Source organism: Microbispora siamensis, assembly GCF_016863095.1.
GTDB lineage: Bacteria > Actinomycetota > Actinomycetes > Streptosporangiales > Streptosporangiaceae > Microbispora > Microbispora siamensis.
The window spans coordinates 269,827-286,053 of the sequence record NZ_BOOF01000002.1 but is presented as its reverse complement, the minus strand read 5'-3'; the positions used below and the strand labels follow the sequence as shown (position 1 = coordinate 286,053).

The following is a 16,227-nucleotide window of genomic DNA, read 5'->3' as shown; positions in this document are numbered from 1 at the left end:
ATCCAATCATGAGATTCACACGAGCGATCGCCGCAGCCTTCGTCACCGTCTCAGCCCTTCTGGTCGTCGCGCCCGTCGCGGCGCACGCGACGCCCTCCGTGCCGTCGGACCCGCCCTGGGATGTGCCCATCGCGTATTGAACCGGCTCTAGGGCATCGCCCTCGCCAGGCCGGCCAGCCCCTCTCGCGCCCGAGCGGCACCCGCGTCGTCGCCGAGCGCGTGGTACAGCGTCCGGGCGACCGTGTAGTCGGCCGCCGCGAGCGTCATCTCTCCGCTCTTCACATATTCCGCGGCCAAGGCGCACCGCGCCTTGGCCTCCGTACGCCGGTCGCCGGCGATCTGCGCCAGCTCACAGCCCTCCAGCAGATTGAGGAACCCATCGTGACGCCGGCCTCTCCTGATCTCGAGGTCGCCCAGATCGACCAGGATGAACGCGGTGCCCACGTGATGGTCGAGCGATCGGGTGATCCGCAGGGCGTTCCGGAACCCCGTCTCGGCGGTGTCGGGATCGCCGGCCTGCGCGTCCAGCACCGCCATGGTGTGCAGGATCTGCGCTTCCAGCCCGAGGTTGCCCGCCGTGTGCGCCAGCAGCCTCGCCTTCTCCAGGTACACGCGGGCCGTCGCGTCCGCGTGCCGGTCCAGATAGATCTTCGCTATCCCGTGCACGGCCCCGGCCTCGCCCCCGCAGTCGCCCGCCCTGGCAAGCAGCGCGACGGCCCTGGTGTACATCTTCTCCGCCCCCTGCAGGTCCCCGCCGGCCCGGTTGATGGCGGCGAGGTCGCTCACCGCCAGGCCCTCGCCCGCGGCGTCGTCGAGGCCGTGGAACAGCTCGGCGGAGCGTTCGAGCAGTTGACGCGCCTCGTCCCGGTCGTGCCGGATGATCGCCCTGTGCCCCTGGGAGTAGAGCATGACCGCCTCGCCGCGTACGTCCCCCGCCTGCCGGGCCGCCTGCAGCGCGCAGTCGGTGATCGTGCGCCACACCTCGAAGTGGCCACCCGCCTCCAGGAGGGGGAACAGGGCCAGCGCGAGCTCCCAGCAGTACTCCGCCTGGCCCAGCTCGGCCGCCTGCTGCGCCGCCGCCGCGAATCGCGTGGGCTGCGACTCCAGCCACACCGGCGCCCAGCCGGGCGGCAGGCGGTCGAGCCAGCGCTCCGGCGGCTGCCAGCGGATGGCGGAGCCGCGCACGACGCCCCAGTGACCGCCGCGGACGGCGACGTAGGCGGCGTCGCTCATGCTGAGCAGCGCGCCGAAGAACCTTTCGAGCGCCGACGCCCGCTCCTGCGGCGGATCCTCCTTCATCGCGCGGTTGTGGGCCAGCGCCAGCACCAGGTCATGGCAGGTGTAGGCGGGGCCCTCGTACCCGCTCGCGCCGGCCGGCGTGAGGAAGCCGGCCTCGCTGAGCTGGTCGAGGCGCTCCTCCGCGGCCGGGAGCGGCATGTCGGCCAGGGCGGCGGCCGTCCACGCCGACACGGTGCGGTGACCCAGCAGGCCGATGCGCCTGAGCAGCGTCCGGGTGTCGGCCTCCAGCGTGCCGTACGCCCACTCCAGCACCGGCTCGACCTCGCGCAGCTCCGACAGGATGCGCTGCCGCACGCCGAGCCTCGCGGCCACCTTCCCGATCGGCCAGGCGGGCCTGGCCGCCAGCCGGGAGCCGACGATGGCCAGGGCGAGCGGCAGGCCGAGGCACGCTTGGATGATCTCGTCCACCGCCTTCGGCTCCGCGGCCATCCGGTCGGTTCCGGCGTTCTGCGCCAGCAGGGCTCTGGCGTCGTCGGGTTCGAACGGCTGCAACGGGATCAGGGTGGCGCCGTGGAACTGGGAGGCCCCGGCACGGCTCGAAACGATTACCGCACAGCCGGCGCTCCCCGGCAGCAGCGGAGCGATCTGCTGGGCGTCGGACGCGTCGTCCAGGACGATCAGCAGGCGCTTGCGTGCGGTCAGGGAGCGGAACAGCACAGACCGCTCCTCTATGTCGGAGGGGGTGGCCGGGCCGCTCACGCCCAGGGCGCGCAGGAACCTGCCCAGCACGTCGTGCGGCCTGGCCGGTCGCGGGCCGGCGCCGCCGAGGTTGGCGAACAACTGGCCGTCGGGATAGTCCGTGGTCACGAGGTGCGCGACCTCGAGCGCCACGGTCGTCTTGCCGACGCCGCCGTTGCCCACGATGACGACGACCGGCAGGTGCCTGCGCTGCTGGGGGGTCAGCGCCATCACCGCCTGCTTCAGTTCGGCGTCCCTGCCGATCATCGAGGGCAGGCCCGCGGGAAGCTGCTGCGGGGTGAACGCGGCCACGGGCGCCTGCTGCAGGGCGGAGTCCTGCCGGAGGATCTGCTCGTAGAGGTGCTGCAGATCCGGCGAGGGGTCCACTCCCATCTCGTTGACCAGGCGGTTGCGCAGGTCGGCATAGGTGCGCAACGCCTCGCTCGTGCGCTGCGCGCGGTAGAGGGCCAGCATGAGCTGGCCCGCGAAGCGCTCCCGCATGGGATGGGCGGCGGTCAGCAGGTGCAGCTCCGGGATCACCTCCGTATAGCGGCCCAGCTCGAACTGCACCTCGATGTTCTCCTCCACCGCCGCCAGGCGCAGTTCCTCCCACCGGTGCGCCTCTGTCACGAAGACGTCGCCGTCGAAACCGGCCAGCGCGGGGCCCCGCCACAGCTCCAGCGCGCGGCGCAGGGCGCGGTCCGCGTCGTCGCTACGCCCGGAGCGCAGGGCGGCGCGGGCCTGCGCGACCAGTTGCTCGAAGACTTTCGCGTCGACGCTGTCGGGAGCGGTGACCAGCAGGTAGCCGTCCGTGTTGGTCTGAATCGACGCGGTGCCGAGCAGGTAGCGCAGCCGCTTGACCGCGCCGTGGATCTGGGTGGACGCGGTCTTGCGCGGGGAGTCGCCGTACAGGGCGTCGATGAGCTGATCCTTGGAGACCGCCTCGCCGGGGGAGAGGAGGAGGCGGGCGAGCACGGTGCGGTCCCGCACCCCCGCGACGGGAATCTCCGTCTCACCGCGGCGGACGATCAGTGGGCCGAGTATTCCATAGTTGAAAACTGGAACCATCTGCTCCGCCTTGTCCACAGGTTACTGCTCTGCGCCCCCGCGACATTTATCGGGTTCGTGCCGAGAAATGTTCGCAGATACCCGTGCCTCCGCACCTCCTGACCGAACACCCCGCCCACAGCGCTCCGTGGCGCATTCGTAACCGATTGTTCACTGGTTTGGGCTTGTCCCATTTGGGATGTTTATTGGGTTATTCGGCGTTTGTGGCAAGGGTACGGATTGAACTGTACTCACCATAACTGGAGAAGTGAAGACGGCCGGACAGGCGCAGTTGTACCGCCAGGTAATGACACGGCGAATTGATTGCCCCGCCGCTGCTCGCGACGGGATTCACGCGGCGGTGGCGTGCCGCCCCCCGGCGAGCCTCCCGGCGTACGCTGCCGGCTCATGGGGGGCGGCGAGGGCGGGCACCGGCCGGGCCCGCCGTGACAGTGGCGGGCGGCGGCCTGCGCCCCTCGTCCGGCGTCCGAACCCGGGGGCGTCACCGCAGCCGGGCTCGCCCGCCACGCTCCCGGCGGCGGGCGAGCCCGGAGTCTCTCACCCCCGGCGTCGCCTGCCGAACCTCAGTGCGAACGGGGTCAGCATGGACTCGACCTGGACCGCGAGGCTGATCTTGCTGGAGTCGGCCCTGCGCTCCTCGAAGTGGATCGGGATCTCGACGATCGACTGGCCCATGTGCTCGCACAGATGGTTCATCTCCACCTGGAAGCTGTATCCGTCGCTCCGGACCGTGTTCAGGCCGATGTGTTCCAGCACCTCGCGCCGCCACATCTTGAAACCGCCGGTGACGTCGCGAATGGGCAGTTTCAGGATGGCGTTGACGTAGATTCCGGCGAACCTGCTCAGCAACCGCCGGTGCCGGCCCCACTGTGCCGAGAGCGAGCCACCGGGCACATATCTGCTGCCGATCACCAATCCGGCCTGCGCGGCCATGATCGTGCCCAGCATCCGGGGGATGTATTCGGGCCGGTGACTCAGGTCTCCGTCCATTTGCACGACGAAATCGGCGCCACGGGCGAGCGCCTCTTTCATTCCTGCCACATACGCCCGCCCGATGCCTTCCTTGGCTTCGCGGTGCAGAACGACCATGCGGCCGGGATGGCTCTCGTTCACCTGCCCGGCGAGGTCGTCGGCGAGCGCTCCGGTGCCGTCCGGCGAATCGTCGTCCACGACGATCAGCCGGATCCCGGGCATTTCCAGGTCGTAGATCCGGCGGGTCAGCTCGGCGATGTTGCCCGCCTCGTTGTACGTGGGCACCACCACGGCCACATGAGCGTCCCGCCACGGCGACGGCAGGGGAGGGGCGTCGGTGACATGCGTCCTCTGAATGGTTTCCATGACGCTCCCTCTGCGTGCCGGGCGACAGAGTTGCTCGATGTCCCGGGGAATGGATTTCTGTTTTCCGGGTCAGCGCAATCGTAGCCGGGTGGGGCAGGCGGAGTAGACGGTCGGCGGCGGATTTCCGTCTCCGGAAAACCTGGAGGTCCGCGTCGTCGGCGCCCCTTCCGAAATGTGGCGGCTTCGACGCGAGCGGAAGCCATCGCTTCATGAATACGGCGATCCCGGAGAAAATATCGACGAGAATCCGTCTCGCGCGGAACCGACGTGACCAGCCGACGCCGCCTTCCGGGAATGGTTCGACGAGTCAGACCCTGGCCTCTTCCCCGACCTCGGCAGGGGGAGTCGAGGCCGCCTTCGGCGCCCGGCGTCCGGGCATCCACCAGTTGGCCCTGCCGCACAGTTCCATCACCGCGGGGACGAGGATCATCCGGATGACGGTGGCGTCGATGAGCACGGCGACGGCCATGCCCAGACCTCCCTGCTTGACCGCGACGTCGGGGCCCAGCAGCGAGGTCGTGAAGACGGCGACCATGATGGCGGCCGCGGCCGTGATGACCTTGGCGGTCCGCGCCATCCCGTGAGCGACGGCCGTCCGGGTGTCGCCCGTGCGCTCGTACTCCTCCCGGACCCGTGAGATCAGGAAGACCTCGTAGTCCATGGACAGGCCGAACAGGACTGGGAAGATCATCATCGGCACCCAGGTCGTGATCGGCATGGTGGTGGGGAAACCGAGGGCCGAGCCCAGCCAGCCCCACTGGACGACCGCGACGAGCACGCCGTAGGCGGCGCCGATCGACAGCAGGTTCATCACGGCGGCCTGCAGCGCGATCGTGACCGACCGGATCAGCGCGGTCAGCAGCACCAGGGACACCGCGATGACGACCGCGATCATCAGGGGCAGGCGCGAGCCGATGTCATCGGCCATGTCGATCGTGCCGGCGTTCGGGCCGCCGACGTAGACCCCTTCGCCGCCGGGCGTCTTGGGCAGCACGTCGTCGCGGAGCCGGTGCACCAGGTCCGCGGTCGCCTTGTCCTGGTATCCGGTCGTGGGGAAGGCCATGAAGATCGCGGCCTGCCCGTCCTTGCTGACCTGGGGCGGCGTGGCGTAGGCGATGCCCTCGGTTTTGCCGACCGCTTCGATGACGGGACGCAGATCGGCGTCCTCGGAGCCGACCTCGGTCGCGAAGATCAGAGGTGCGCCGTAGCCGGGGCCGAAGCCCTCGGAGAGGATCTCGTACGAGGTGTAGCTGCTCCTGTCGTGGGGCTGGACACTGGCGTCGGGGTTGCTCAGCCGCATCGACAGCGTGGGGGCGGCCAGCACCACCAGGGCCGCGCCGGCCAGCATCGCGGCGACCAGCGGCTTGCGCTGCACCGCACCAGCCCAGCGCTCGGCGAGAGTACGGCGCTGCCGGGACGGGACACCGCCGGTCTCTCGCCGGCGGGCCGTGCGACGGGGCAGGCGCAGCGAGTTGATCTTGTGGCCCGTGAAGCCCAGGAACGCCGGCAGCAGGGTCACCGCGGCGATCATCGTCACCAGCACGATCACCGACGTGGCGACGGCCACTCCGGTCATCAGCCGCTGTCCCATGACGACCAGGCCCATCAACGCGATCACGACGGTCGTGCCGGCGAACAGGACCGCGTGACCGGCCGTCGTGATGGCCTTGACCGTGGCGGTCTCGGGTTCGTCGCCGTCCTGCAGGCCGTCCTTGTAGCGGGTCACGATGAACAGCGCGTAGTCGATGCCGACCCCGAGCCCTATCATCGCCGCCATGATCGCGGTGAAGTCCGGCGAGGGGACCAGGTAGCCCACCAGCTTCATCAGGGCGATGCCGGCGGCGATCGCCAGCAGTGCGGTCACGATCGGCAATCCCATCGCCACCAGCGACCCGAAGGCGATGAACAAGATCACCCCTGCGGCCACGATGCCCACGCTCTCGGCCGAACCCTGCGGGGGTGTCTCGGCCTTCTCCGCCAGACTCCCGCCCAGCCCCAGCGTCACGCCGTCACCGGAGGCGTTCCTGACCAGATCCACCAGGGGCCGGACCGCGGTCTTGTCCACCTCCTTCCGGGCCAGCGGGATGGTCGTACGGGCGATACGACGGTCCTGTGTCACCAGACTCTTGTCCTGATAGGGCGAGGTCACCGGTCCGACAACAGGTGAGGTCGCCAGATCGGCGAGGACCTTCTCGATCTTCTGCCGGGCTGCGGGGTCGTCGATCCCCTTCTCCGCCTTGATCGCGAGCGTCAGCGTGTCCCCCTGCCGCTCGGGGAAGTGCTTCTCGATCAGCGCCTGCGCCCTGGCGGAGTCGGAGTCTCCGCCGGAGAAGTCGTTGTCGGGGGCGGCGCCGTAGCCGAAGCCGGCGAACGCCACGGCGAGCACGCCGACGATCCAGGCCAGGAGGACCAGGCGACGGCGCCGGAAACAGAATCGAGCCAAGTTCGCCAAGACCCCATCTGCACGGGGAGTCTCGGTTGTCATCATCTTCTCCTTCTGAAGCGAATAGGGATCAAGAAAGCCGTGGATCGCCTGTTTCGACGTGGGATCGTCCGGCGCATCCGGCGGGCGCCACGGTGACCACGCGGACAAGCGTCACGAGCACCGCCGCGACGAGGACGGCGAGCGCCGGCCGGGCGCGCCGGAGCGCCAGTGTGGCTCCGGCCGCGAACCATGCGGCGACGCTCAGCGGGGCGACGACGTGGTCCAGGGCGATCCACAGCCCGGTGGTCACGGCGCCTGTCGTGCGGGTGTGGCCGACCTGGACATCTGTCCGCCCTGGCGGACGATCCTTACGGCCACCGCAAGGATGGCGAGACCGTTGACCGCGTGCAGGCCGAAGACGAGTTCGCCGGCCGGCGTGCTGCCGCCGGTGCCGTCGAACGCCGAGGCGATCGCCCGGATCACGACCTGGACGACCGCGAGCCCGGCGACCAGGCCGCTCATGCCGATGAGCCGCCCGGGCATCCGGGCTATCGCGGCGACGACGGTCACCAGGACCGCGAGCAGGACGATTCCGGCGCCCAGCATGCGGTGCGCCTGGAAGGACTCGTCGTTGGGCGCCGTGCTGAACGCGCCGCCGGCAGCGAGGAAGAACTGTGCGACGATGGCGAGCGCCTGCAGGGCCGCCAGGCCGACGAAGAATCTACGCATGCCGCGCTCCTCCAGGTTGGTGAGGGTGATCAGTCGCGGCGGCAATCGTCGCGCCGGTGCGGCCGCCGTGGCCTCTGCCGATGGATGGCGGCGTCTACGCAATCGGGCGTACACGACTCGTGTCTCGCTACGTCTGCCGGCGTAGCAGGTCGCGCGTCTGGGAGGAGTGTTGCCCCTGCGCGGCAACAGTAGGATCACGACATGGAACACCGCACCGTGTCTTTCCCCCTGCGGAGCGTGACGCAAGACGTGGTGCTCGCGCTCTTCGTCACCGTGATGCAGGTGCAGGGCACGGTCGCCCGCGTCGCCGCCGAGGGGGCGCCGCGTCCGCTCACCGACCTCGGAAACCTCGGATTCGTGCTGCTGGCGATGAGCGGCCTGGTCGTGACCGTCCGCCGCCGGTGGCCGGTTCCGGTGTTCGTCACCGCCGCACTCGCCAGCCTGGTGTATTACGGTCTCGATTTTCCGGACGGGCCCGGCTGGCTCGGGCTCTTCGTCGCCCTGTACACCCTCACCGCCTACGGTGACGGGCGCCGATCGCTGGTGATCGCCGGTGTGGGTATCGCGGTGCTCACCGTCGGCTGGCTGGTCGCCGCCGCCGACATCGAGCCACGTGCCGCCATCGGCTGGGTGTTCTTCCGGATCGGCGCGTCGGTCATGAGCGCGGCCCTTGGCGAGTCGGTCCGGTCCCGGCGGGTCATCGCGGCCGAAGCTCAGGAGCGCGCCGAGTTGGCTGAACGTACCCGCGAGGAGGAGGCGCGGGCGCGTGTCGACGCCGAACGGCTCCGAATCGCGCGTGAAGTCCACGACACGGTCGCGCACGCCATAGCGATCATCAACGTCCAGTCCGGGGTCACCGCGCACGTGCTCGACAAGAGACCGGAAGGGGCCCGCGAAGCGTTGCAGGCCATCCAGCAGACCAGTGCCCGGGCGCTGCGGGAGATGCGAGCCATCCTCGGCGTGCTCCGTGACGACAACGACGGCCGGGTGCCCTACCCCGGGCTGGAGCAGATCGACGAACTCACCGCCAAGGCACGCGAGGCCGGACTGGACGTCACGCTCGAGGAGATCTCGCCCGTGACGCCGTTGCCGAGCGCGGTGGACAGTGCCGCCTACCGGATCCTCCAGGAATCGATCACGAACGTGATCCGCCACGTCGGCCCGACCCGGGTGACGGTCGCGCTGAACCCGGGGATCGACGTCCTGGAGATCCGCGTGACCGATGAGGGCCGCCGCACCGGATCCGGTGACGGCTCAGCGGATCGACCGTCCGGCAACGGCAGGGACACACCGGCGAAGGCCGGCCGCGGGATCCTGGGCATGCGCGAGCGCTGTCAACTGCTCGGCGGAGAGTTCGACGCCAAGCCGACTCCGGGCGGTGGATTCGAGGTCACGGCCCGGCTGCCCCTCGTACCGACCGGGTCGCGCCTGTGAACACGGCGTTCGGGTCACCGTCGGCCACCGCTCCGATCAAGGTGCTGCTCGCCGACGACGAGCGGCTCGTGCGATCCGGGTTCAAACTGCTGCTCGACGTCGAAGACGACATTACCGTGGTCGGAGAAGCGACCAACGGCGCCGAAGCCGTCGAGCGCGCCCGCGCCACCCGCCCCGACGTCGTCCTCATGGACATCCGCATGCCGAAGCTGGACGGAATCCAGGCCACGACCCAGATCACCGCGACGCGTGGGCTGGAGCGCGTCCGGATTCTCATCCTCACCACCTACGACACCGACGCCTACGTTTTCGAAGCCCTGCAAGCCGGTGCCAGCGGCTTTCTGCTCAAGGACGCCGGACCGGCCGAGCTCCTGCACGCCATCCGGGTGGTCGCCGCGGGAGAGGCCTTGCTCGCGCCGCGGATCACCAGACGTCTCATCGGCCAGTTCACCGCACGGCGAACGGCGGCCAAGACGGCGGAGGACCGGCTCGCGGTGCTCACCGAGCGCGAGCGAGAAGTGCTGGCCCTGGTGGGGCGGGGCCTGAGCAACGACGAGATCGGCGCCGAACTGTCCCTCAGCCCGGCCACCGCGCGCACCCATGTCAGCCACGCGATGGCGAAACTGGGTGCGCGTGACCGCGCGCAACTGGTCGTCATCGCCTACCGAACGGGACTGGTCAGCCCCGACGCGTGACCCGCGCAGCGCGTATCGAGCACCCGACCGGGACCGGCGACAGGCGGCGGCTCTCGGTGGCCTACGGCTGCAGGCCCAGTAACCGTGCGGGGCCCCGTCCACCCGTACGCCGCCTACGCCCGACGCTTCGGTGCTTCCCGGCGGCATCAAGGATGACAGCGTCAAGATAACCGGGCTGAGCGGACGGTCCCGTAACTGCGACCTCTACCCGTTCTCCGTCGAGTTTCGGGTCACCAATCAGGAAACCGAACCCTTCACGTTCACCATCACCTTCGAATTCGTGTCCCATTCCGGAGAGGTGCTGATAGGTACGAAACAGACGGTTCCAGCGGTCAAGTCCGGTCAGACTGTGCAGCGCACAGTCGACATGAGCGACCTTCCTCCGCAGGAGTCCACCGCGGTGGGTGTGCGAATCGCCAAGGTCAGAAGCGTCCCGGCGGACGAGGCACCCGCCCCGGCAGGTCCCTGCCCGCCCTCCGGCATCCGCATCACATCAGACAACGGTGACGCCGCCATGGGGCTCCGCGTCGTGGGACTCCATCTGGAGACCTACTCGACCCGCGCCTACCACCTCAACGGCTACCCGCCGCTCCAGCTCCTCGACGAGGACAGAAAGCCCGTCACCAGAGTCAAGGTCCTGCACGGCGGCGGCTCCATAGTGACCGGCTTCGACGACCCGCCACAGCCGGTGACCCTGAAGCCGGGCCAGAGCGTGTCCGCCAGCCTGATGTGGCGCAACACCGTCACTGTCGGCACTCCCGTGAACCTGCCGTACGTCAGGGTGAACGCCAAGGCCGGTGCTCGTCCTGTAATGGTGATGCCGGAGCTCGACCTTGGCACCACCGGGAAACTCGGCGTCAGCCCGTGGAAGAAGGACGAGGTCCCATAGATTCTGCCGAAGTATCGGCTTCGACCTTTCCGATGCAGTCCTCATCAAGGCACCTGCTCGTCTCATACTACGGGACAGATTCTGGCCGGACTTCCACCGGCGAGCGACGACGAGCTTACGAACCCCCAGATCAGCCACTACATCACGGCTTCACCTCCGTTCTGATGGGCGCACGAGTCATCGAGGTTAATGCCGTGACCCCGTATTCGGACGTGGCGCAACGCCTGTGAAACCACCGTCACCGAAGCGAGGCGGCAGCTACGCTGAAGATCGCAGCCCGCGTGGCGGGGAAGCAGGGCCGATGTAAGGAGTATCAGCTGGTGAAACGCTGGTATGCGCGAATGGCCGATGTTCCAGGCATTGGTTTCACCGGAAGCCCTGGCGTCAACAGAGACCATTTGCCGGAAACCCGGATCCGCCCGCGCGAGGAGTATGGCTCGCTGTGGTGGCCGACGGCCAGTGGCACCACCTCCGCCTCTCCGGCCCACAACCGGGCATTCGGCGATATGCGCACCCTGGACACGGACACCCTCATCCGCTGGGTGTGGGAAGGGCTGGAATTGCCGGGCAGTGCATCGGACTACCATTTTTTGTTGCAGAACGCGGTCGGGCAGTTCTGGGCGCGGCGCCGTACCGCTCCCGCTGGGCTGCACTTCGTCGAAGTCTTCGCTCAGCTGGATCTTCTCTTGATCGAGGCAGTGCCTCAGGTCGTACTGATCAATGATAAGAACCCCTCGCTCGGCTTTGTCCGCATTTCCAGCGTCGCGACCTGGATCAACCTGCTGCACGCTGAAGGCGCGCTGCGTGACGCGCTCTCTGTTAGTAGGCGGATGCAGCGGTTCGGTGACAACTACCTCGACGAAAGGCTGGAGGCGAAGGTAGCCGCGTTGGACGAGGAGTGCACATGAGCGGCACCCGGCTCGTTGACATGGTGTCCAGTACGTCGTATCTGGAAAGCGCGTTCGTCAAATGGGTGCTGAGCGCCGCTGCCGGCGCAGGGATCGCCCGCCATGTGGCCGGGCAGTACCCAGTCGTGGTCGAGGGGCGCACTTACCGGCTGGACTATCTGTTGACGGGATCGCGCCTTCGGGTCGTGGTCGAGCTCGACGGTTTCGAGTTTCACAGCAGCAGGGCCGCCTTCGTTCACGATCGGATCCGGCAGAACGACCTTGTCGGCCTGAAGTATGTCGTCCTACGATTTTCTTACGCCGCGATTCGTGAGCACACTGCCCGTTGCGTGGCGCAGCTCCAAAGGGTGCTCCTGCAAGACCCGGTCCTGGCCACGTACGTCATCCCCGATCCCATCGTCCCTGTCCCCGACGATATGGACCCCAACCCGTTTGGGCTGGTCACACCACCTCCGCCACGCCCTGCGAACGACAGAGACTATTTCGATCGCGCTCGTAAGTGCATCGACCTGGGTCCGCTGCGTACATGCCAGCGAGATGCGTTGGTCGCGCTGGCGAACTACTACCGTCGCGGCGAGGTCAACGCCGCATGCGTGATGTCGGTGGGGGCAGGCAAGACCGCGCTGGGGGTTGCCGCCGCGCTCGCCTTCACACGGCGCCGCGCGTTGATCGTGACGCCTGGCCGTGTCATTCGCGGAACATTCGACACAGCGCTCGACCCATCGCTGGCCGGCAACGTCCTGTACACACTTCGCGCAGGTCCGCTGATCGCCGGCTTGCGCGCCCCCGTGACCCAGGTGCTCGACGGCGAAGGCGGCGCGATTAGGGCGGTGAGCCGCGAGGCGCTGCTGAGCGCCGAGGTGATCGTGACGAACTTCCACTCGCTCGGCAACGCCGCGACCAACGATGGGCTGCTAGCCAAGCTCGAGCCCGACGATATCGATTTCATCGTGATCGACGAGGCACACATCGCTGCCGCCGACTCCTACCAGCGACTATTCGCGCGTTTCCCGCGTGCGCGACGCTTGTTGATGTCGGCCTGTTTCAGCCGTGCCGACGGTAAGTCCGTAGCTGCGGACGTGGTCTACCGGTATCGGCTCATCGATTCGATCGCCGATGGCCACGCCAAGCACTTGCGAGCGCATCGGTTCAGCCCGGACGTCGAGCAGACCGAATATGAGATCGCCTGGCCGGATGGCACCCGTGAGCCGATCGTCGGCAAAGACGCCCTGCTGGCGGTGCTCGAGGATGAGCGCAAGGTCGCGCGAATCACCGCCACCTCCGAGGAGCCGATCCGAAGGATCATGACGATCGTGCGCGACCGCCTCGCGATACAAATCAGCTCATTGGCACCGGTAAGGCCGCGCGTGCTGTTCGCCGCGCTTGGGCAACTCCATGCCGAACAGATCTCGCGTATCGCCAACGAGTACGGCATCGCCAGTGCGACTCTGCACCATTCGATGACCGACTCCGATATCGCTGCCACACGCAAGAGATTCGAAGCGGACTCGGGCAACCTTCAGGCGATCGTCCAGCTGAAGATGCTTGGCCAGGGCTATGACCTGCCTGCGATCAGCGTCGTGGTGCCGATGCGGCCCTACGGCAGTTTCGGGGAGTTCTACCAGCTTGTGGGCCGAGGTATCCGCGTCGTCCACCATCCTCAGCTCGACGCCCGCCAAGAGCAGCATCTGGACCTCGTCTACCACGGCGAGCTGGGCCTCGACTCTCACCTAGAGACGCTCCGTGTCGAAAACGACATGGATCCACACCCTGCGGACGCTGACGCCTTCGGGGACGCCCCACTCCCCGACCGGGCGACCAGACCCGGTACGCGATCGACAGTGCCGATGCCCACCGTGAGCGTCCTTGCCGAGCAAGGTGACACCCGTCAGCAGTTTCTGCACACCCTCGACCAGGTCCAGGCGCGTCGGCAGGAGCGAGAACTGCACGCCCTGGCCAACAGTTACGCCAGATACGCAGCCACGACCCCCAACCCCAAACCCTTCGAGGAGTTTGTCGCCGTGATCAGGAGCACCCATGGGTGAGCACGGTCTAGCCGACGCGCTCGCCCTCGCCGACCCCGACCAATTCCTGCGCCTGGAACGAGACGCAGGCCGCAGCGGACGCTTCGCCTGGATCGACCAACTGGCTGCGAACATGCTCACCATGGCGCTGTCCGGCCGAGATCTGGTGAACATAACACCGGGAGAACGCGGCCAGAAGAACCGCGACATCATCACGGTGACCTTCTTGACCCCACAAGATCGCGCTTTCGTCGACGAGACGTTCTCCTTGTCGGCTCAGCAAGCCCGAGGCGCCTGGTTCCTGCCCGAACAGGCCACACTCAAAGCCGGCACGCTCAACCTGCCCGCCCACGCTCGCCGCTACCCGTGGCAGGCCGTCACCATCGCGGGTGAAGACGTCGCCCGCGTCCACGTGGGCTCGACGGCAGATGCCTTGCTAGCGTGGTCTTTGCTCATCCCGCTGCTCGATGCGCTCATGGCGCCGATCACGATTCGGGCGTCCGGATCGGCGCAGTCAGCCGATGAGCAGCACAAAGCTTGGACGGAGATCCTGCAGTCATACACCGATCTGGGCATCGCCCTCACCCCCGAGGTGATGGTCTTCGCCTACCGCGGCGGGTGGAGCCAACTCGATCGCGCGGGTCAAGTGCAAGCGAGAATCGCACTGCTGGACTCGCTGGCCCGTCACGATCTCGTCCAGGTCGCGGCGCGCTTTCGCGCCTCGCGCCTGCAGAAACTGATCGCCGCGACGATGAAGAAGAAGACGGGCCAGGGCTCGCCTCTTGCCCGCCGCGTGCTCACCAAGGTGCTGCAACCGACTCTCAGCGCATATTTCGCCGGCGACTGGCTGGCGTTCCTGGACCACATCAAGGTGCCGCCGAACTCAGGCGAAGAGCTCGTTACGGCACTACCGGAGCCGAAACTCTATGTCGGCGGATCGGCCAAGGCCGAGTCCGCAGCCGCCCAGCACGGCCTCAACGTAGACGACGTCCACACGATGCTGGCGGCCTTTCTCGGTCAGGACAGCTCCGTCTCACCCGTTGAGCAACGCGTCGATGTCCTGAAACGCTGGTGGCAGCAGTTCGACGCGGTTCATGCCCGGCAGACGGAGAACATGCCGTCCTTGTGGGGACTGGTGGAAGAAGGGTTCTACTCGATCGGCTACGGCGAAGGGCCACAACGACAGCTCTACCGCTCTCTCCTGAGCACCGACCTCGTCGAAGACGTCGACCGGCTCTGGGACGGAATCACGCTAGCCCGCTGGCCGCAGGTCATCGTCAGCGAGCCCTACCCCCACAGGCTCATGGCCGAGACCCTCGGACCGGCCGCCACCTTCTGGCACGGCGTCGCTCTGACCACCTGGTACGTCTGTGAAGGCCCCACCTCACGGATCCCGCTGACCGAGCTGCGCGCGTACCACAAAGCGCACCTCACCCAACTCGCCGACGCCGAGACCCCCATTCACCCGAGCCTTTTCGACGAGCTGGAAAACGCCGAGCGTTACCTCGGGCCGCCTCAAGAACTGCCCTCGTACGAGCACCAACTGAAGTTGGCCGACGGACGCATCGGTTTCCGCGTCACTGGCGGAGGCCAGCGTCGCGACGGATTCGTGATTCTGCGTGACATCGTCACACGCCACCGGCAGGGGTGGGCCCAGCGCTACCTGACGCACTATCTCCAGCATCGATGGACGAGCGAACTTACCTACGTTGCGCGTGAACTCCACAAGTCCATCGCGGCTAACGGCAAGAGCCCAACCTTTCGCCAGTTCGCCCGCGTGGCCACCACCGCCGCCAACCACTGGTTCAACGGTGACCTGGCTGGCCTCTACACCGCCATCGGCGAGAAGGCTCCAGCCACACCTCGGCGCGTCGACCTCCTCCCCATCGCCGCGCACGACTTCGTCGACGCCGTCTACGCCCGTCTCGGAGGGCGACCCTATGAGGAGCTTCTGCGCGTCACGAACTTCCCGCTCGCCGACGAGTACCGGCAGAAGGCCAGGCTGGCGGCCGCCAGCGTGGTCTACCTGCAGATAGCCGAGGCTCTTGGCCGCGCCCCCGACCCCAAGGAGTTTGGTGCAGCTCGCCACGAATGGTCCTGGGCGGGAAGCGTCGACGAGGGATGGCCTATCTATCAGAAAGCCATCGAGGAAGTACTGGCACGGAGCCAACACCCGTGAGGCACGGCGAGCGCGGCTCGTCAGGGAGCAATGCTTGACACCCAATAACGTTGCACGGCCCCGGATGACTCCTAATCGGAACGGGTGCAGTTCACGCCTGCTGCCAGCACCAATGCCGCGGCAGGTGGAGGGCGGCGTGACCGCGTGGGCCTGTCCAATCAACGGCTCTGTCTCTCTTTCGGTGGTGACGGAGTATTAGGCCAAGAGGATGCGGTGGCGGAGGAGCGCGAAGCTGGCTCGGCCGTGCATCTGGCGCATGGTTCGTTTCGTCTTGGTGTTCACGCCGTGGTCATTAGGGTTGAGGTGGAGATTGCGCCGGAGCATGTCTCTGAGCGGGGGCAACAGGCGCGTGCCGGAGAGAAGGGCACTGTGCGTGAGGTCCGCCCCCCATCTGAATTGGATGTCTGGCGATTTCGTCAGGACATATCGGTGTCGAGAAGCCATACGGATGCCTGCGGCGGATCGTCTTGGGGCTGATCAAGGTGGTGCTTGCACCGGCCGCCGCCGGTGGCCACGGTGCATATCGTCCCCTTTTTTGTACGACCGCCGCACTGCACAGCA

At 67.5% G+C, this 16,227-nt stretch carries 12 protein-coding genes; 7 read left to right on the top strand and 5 right to left on the bottom strand.

Going from position 1 to position 16,227, the window contains the following annotated elements; genetic code table 11:
- Window positions 1-8 precede the first annotated feature (8 nt).
- Window positions 9-140 (top strand): hypothetical protein, encoded by a 132-nt coding sequence (locus tag Msi02_RS43815; protein WP_256862403.1) that lies wholly within the window; start codon window positions 9-11, stop codon window positions 138-140.
- 7 nt (window positions 141-147) lie between these two features.
- Here the strand turns inward: Msi02_RS43815 and Msi02_RS03045 are convergent, their stop codons facing one another.
- From Msi02_RS03045 to Msi02_RS03025, 5 genes are all read right to left on the bottom strand, one after another.
- Complete coding sequence (locus tag Msi02_RS03045; protein ID WP_204046941.1) at window positions 148-3,045, bottom strand: AfsR/SARP family transcriptional regulator; 2,898 nt, start codon at window positions 3,043-3,045, stop codon at window positions 148-150.
- Window positions 3,046-3,582: 537 nt separating this feature from the next.
- The gene (locus tag Msi02_RS03040; protein ID WP_204046940.1) at window positions 3,583-4,383 is read right to left on the bottom strand and encodes a polyprenol monophosphomannose synthase; all 801 of its coding nucleotides are present in this window, start codon (window positions 4,381-4,383) and stop codon (window positions 3,583-3,585) included.
- Window positions 4,384-4,690: 307 nt separating this feature from the next.
- The gene (locus Msi02_RS03035; RefSeq protein WP_239108068.1) at window positions 4,691-6,826 is read right to left on the bottom strand and encodes an MMPL family transporter; all 2,136 of its coding nucleotides are present in this window, start codon (window positions 6,824-6,826) and stop codon (window positions 4,691-4,693) included.
- Window positions 6,827-6,896: 70 nt separating this feature from the next.
- The gene (locus Msi02_RS03030) at window positions 6,897-7,118 is read right to left on the bottom strand and encodes a hypothetical protein (protein ID WP_204046938.1); all 222 of its coding nucleotides are present in this window, start codon (window positions 7,116-7,118) and stop codon (window positions 6,897-6,899) included.
- A complete protein-coding gene (locus Msi02_RS03025; protein ID WP_204046937.1) occupies window positions 7,115-7,537 on the bottom strand; it encodes a DUF6220 domain-containing protein in 423 nt (140 codons plus the stop codon). Before Msi02_RS03025 ends, Msi02_RS03030 begins: the two co-directional genes overlap by 4 nt.
- Before the next feature lie 201 nt (window positions 7,538-7,738).
- Between Msi02_RS03025 and Msi02_RS03020 the strand changes: the two genes are divergently transcribed.
- The 6 genes from Msi02_RS03020 (at window position 7,739) to Msi02_RS02995 (ending at window position 15,666) form a co-directional block, all read left to right on the top strand.
- Complete coding sequence (locus tag Msi02_RS03020; protein WP_204046936.1) at window positions 7,739-8,971, top strand: sensor histidine kinase; 1,233 nt, start codon at window positions 7,739-7,741, stop codon at window positions 8,969-8,971.
- Entirely contained in the window at window positions 8,968-9,666 is a 699-nt protein-coding gene (locus Msi02_RS03015) for a response regulator transcription factor (RefSeq protein ID WP_239108067.1), read from the top strand. Before Msi02_RS03020 ends, Msi02_RS03015 begins: the two co-directional genes overlap by 4 nt.
- A gap of 130 nt (window positions 9,667-9,796) precedes the next feature.
- On the top strand, window positions 9,797-10,555 hold the full coding sequence (locus Msi02_RS03010) for a DUF4232 domain-containing protein (RefSeq protein WP_204046935.1): 759 nt from the start codon (window positions 9,797-9,799) through the stop codon (window positions 10,553-10,555).
- Window positions 10,556-10,875: 320 nt separating this feature from the next.
- A complete protein-coding gene (locus tag Msi02_RS03005) occupies window positions 10,876-11,463 on the top strand; it encodes a hypothetical protein (protein ID WP_204046934.1) in 588 nt (195 codons plus the stop codon).
- The gene (locus tag Msi02_RS03000; RefSeq protein ID WP_204046933.1) at window positions 11,460-13,508 is read left to right on the top strand and encodes a DEAD/DEAH box helicase family protein; all 2,049 of its coding nucleotides are present in this window, start codon (window positions 11,460-11,462) and stop codon (window positions 13,506-13,508) included. Before Msi02_RS03005 ends, Msi02_RS03000 begins: the two co-directional genes overlap by 4 nt.
- Window positions 13,501-15,666 (top strand): hypothetical protein, encoded by a 2,166-nt coding sequence (locus Msi02_RS02995; protein ID WP_204046932.1) that lies wholly within the window; start codon window positions 13,501-13,503, stop codon window positions 15,664-15,666. Before Msi02_RS03000 ends, Msi02_RS02995 begins: the two co-directional genes overlap by 8 nt.
- Window positions 15,667-16,227: the final 561 nt, after the last annotated feature.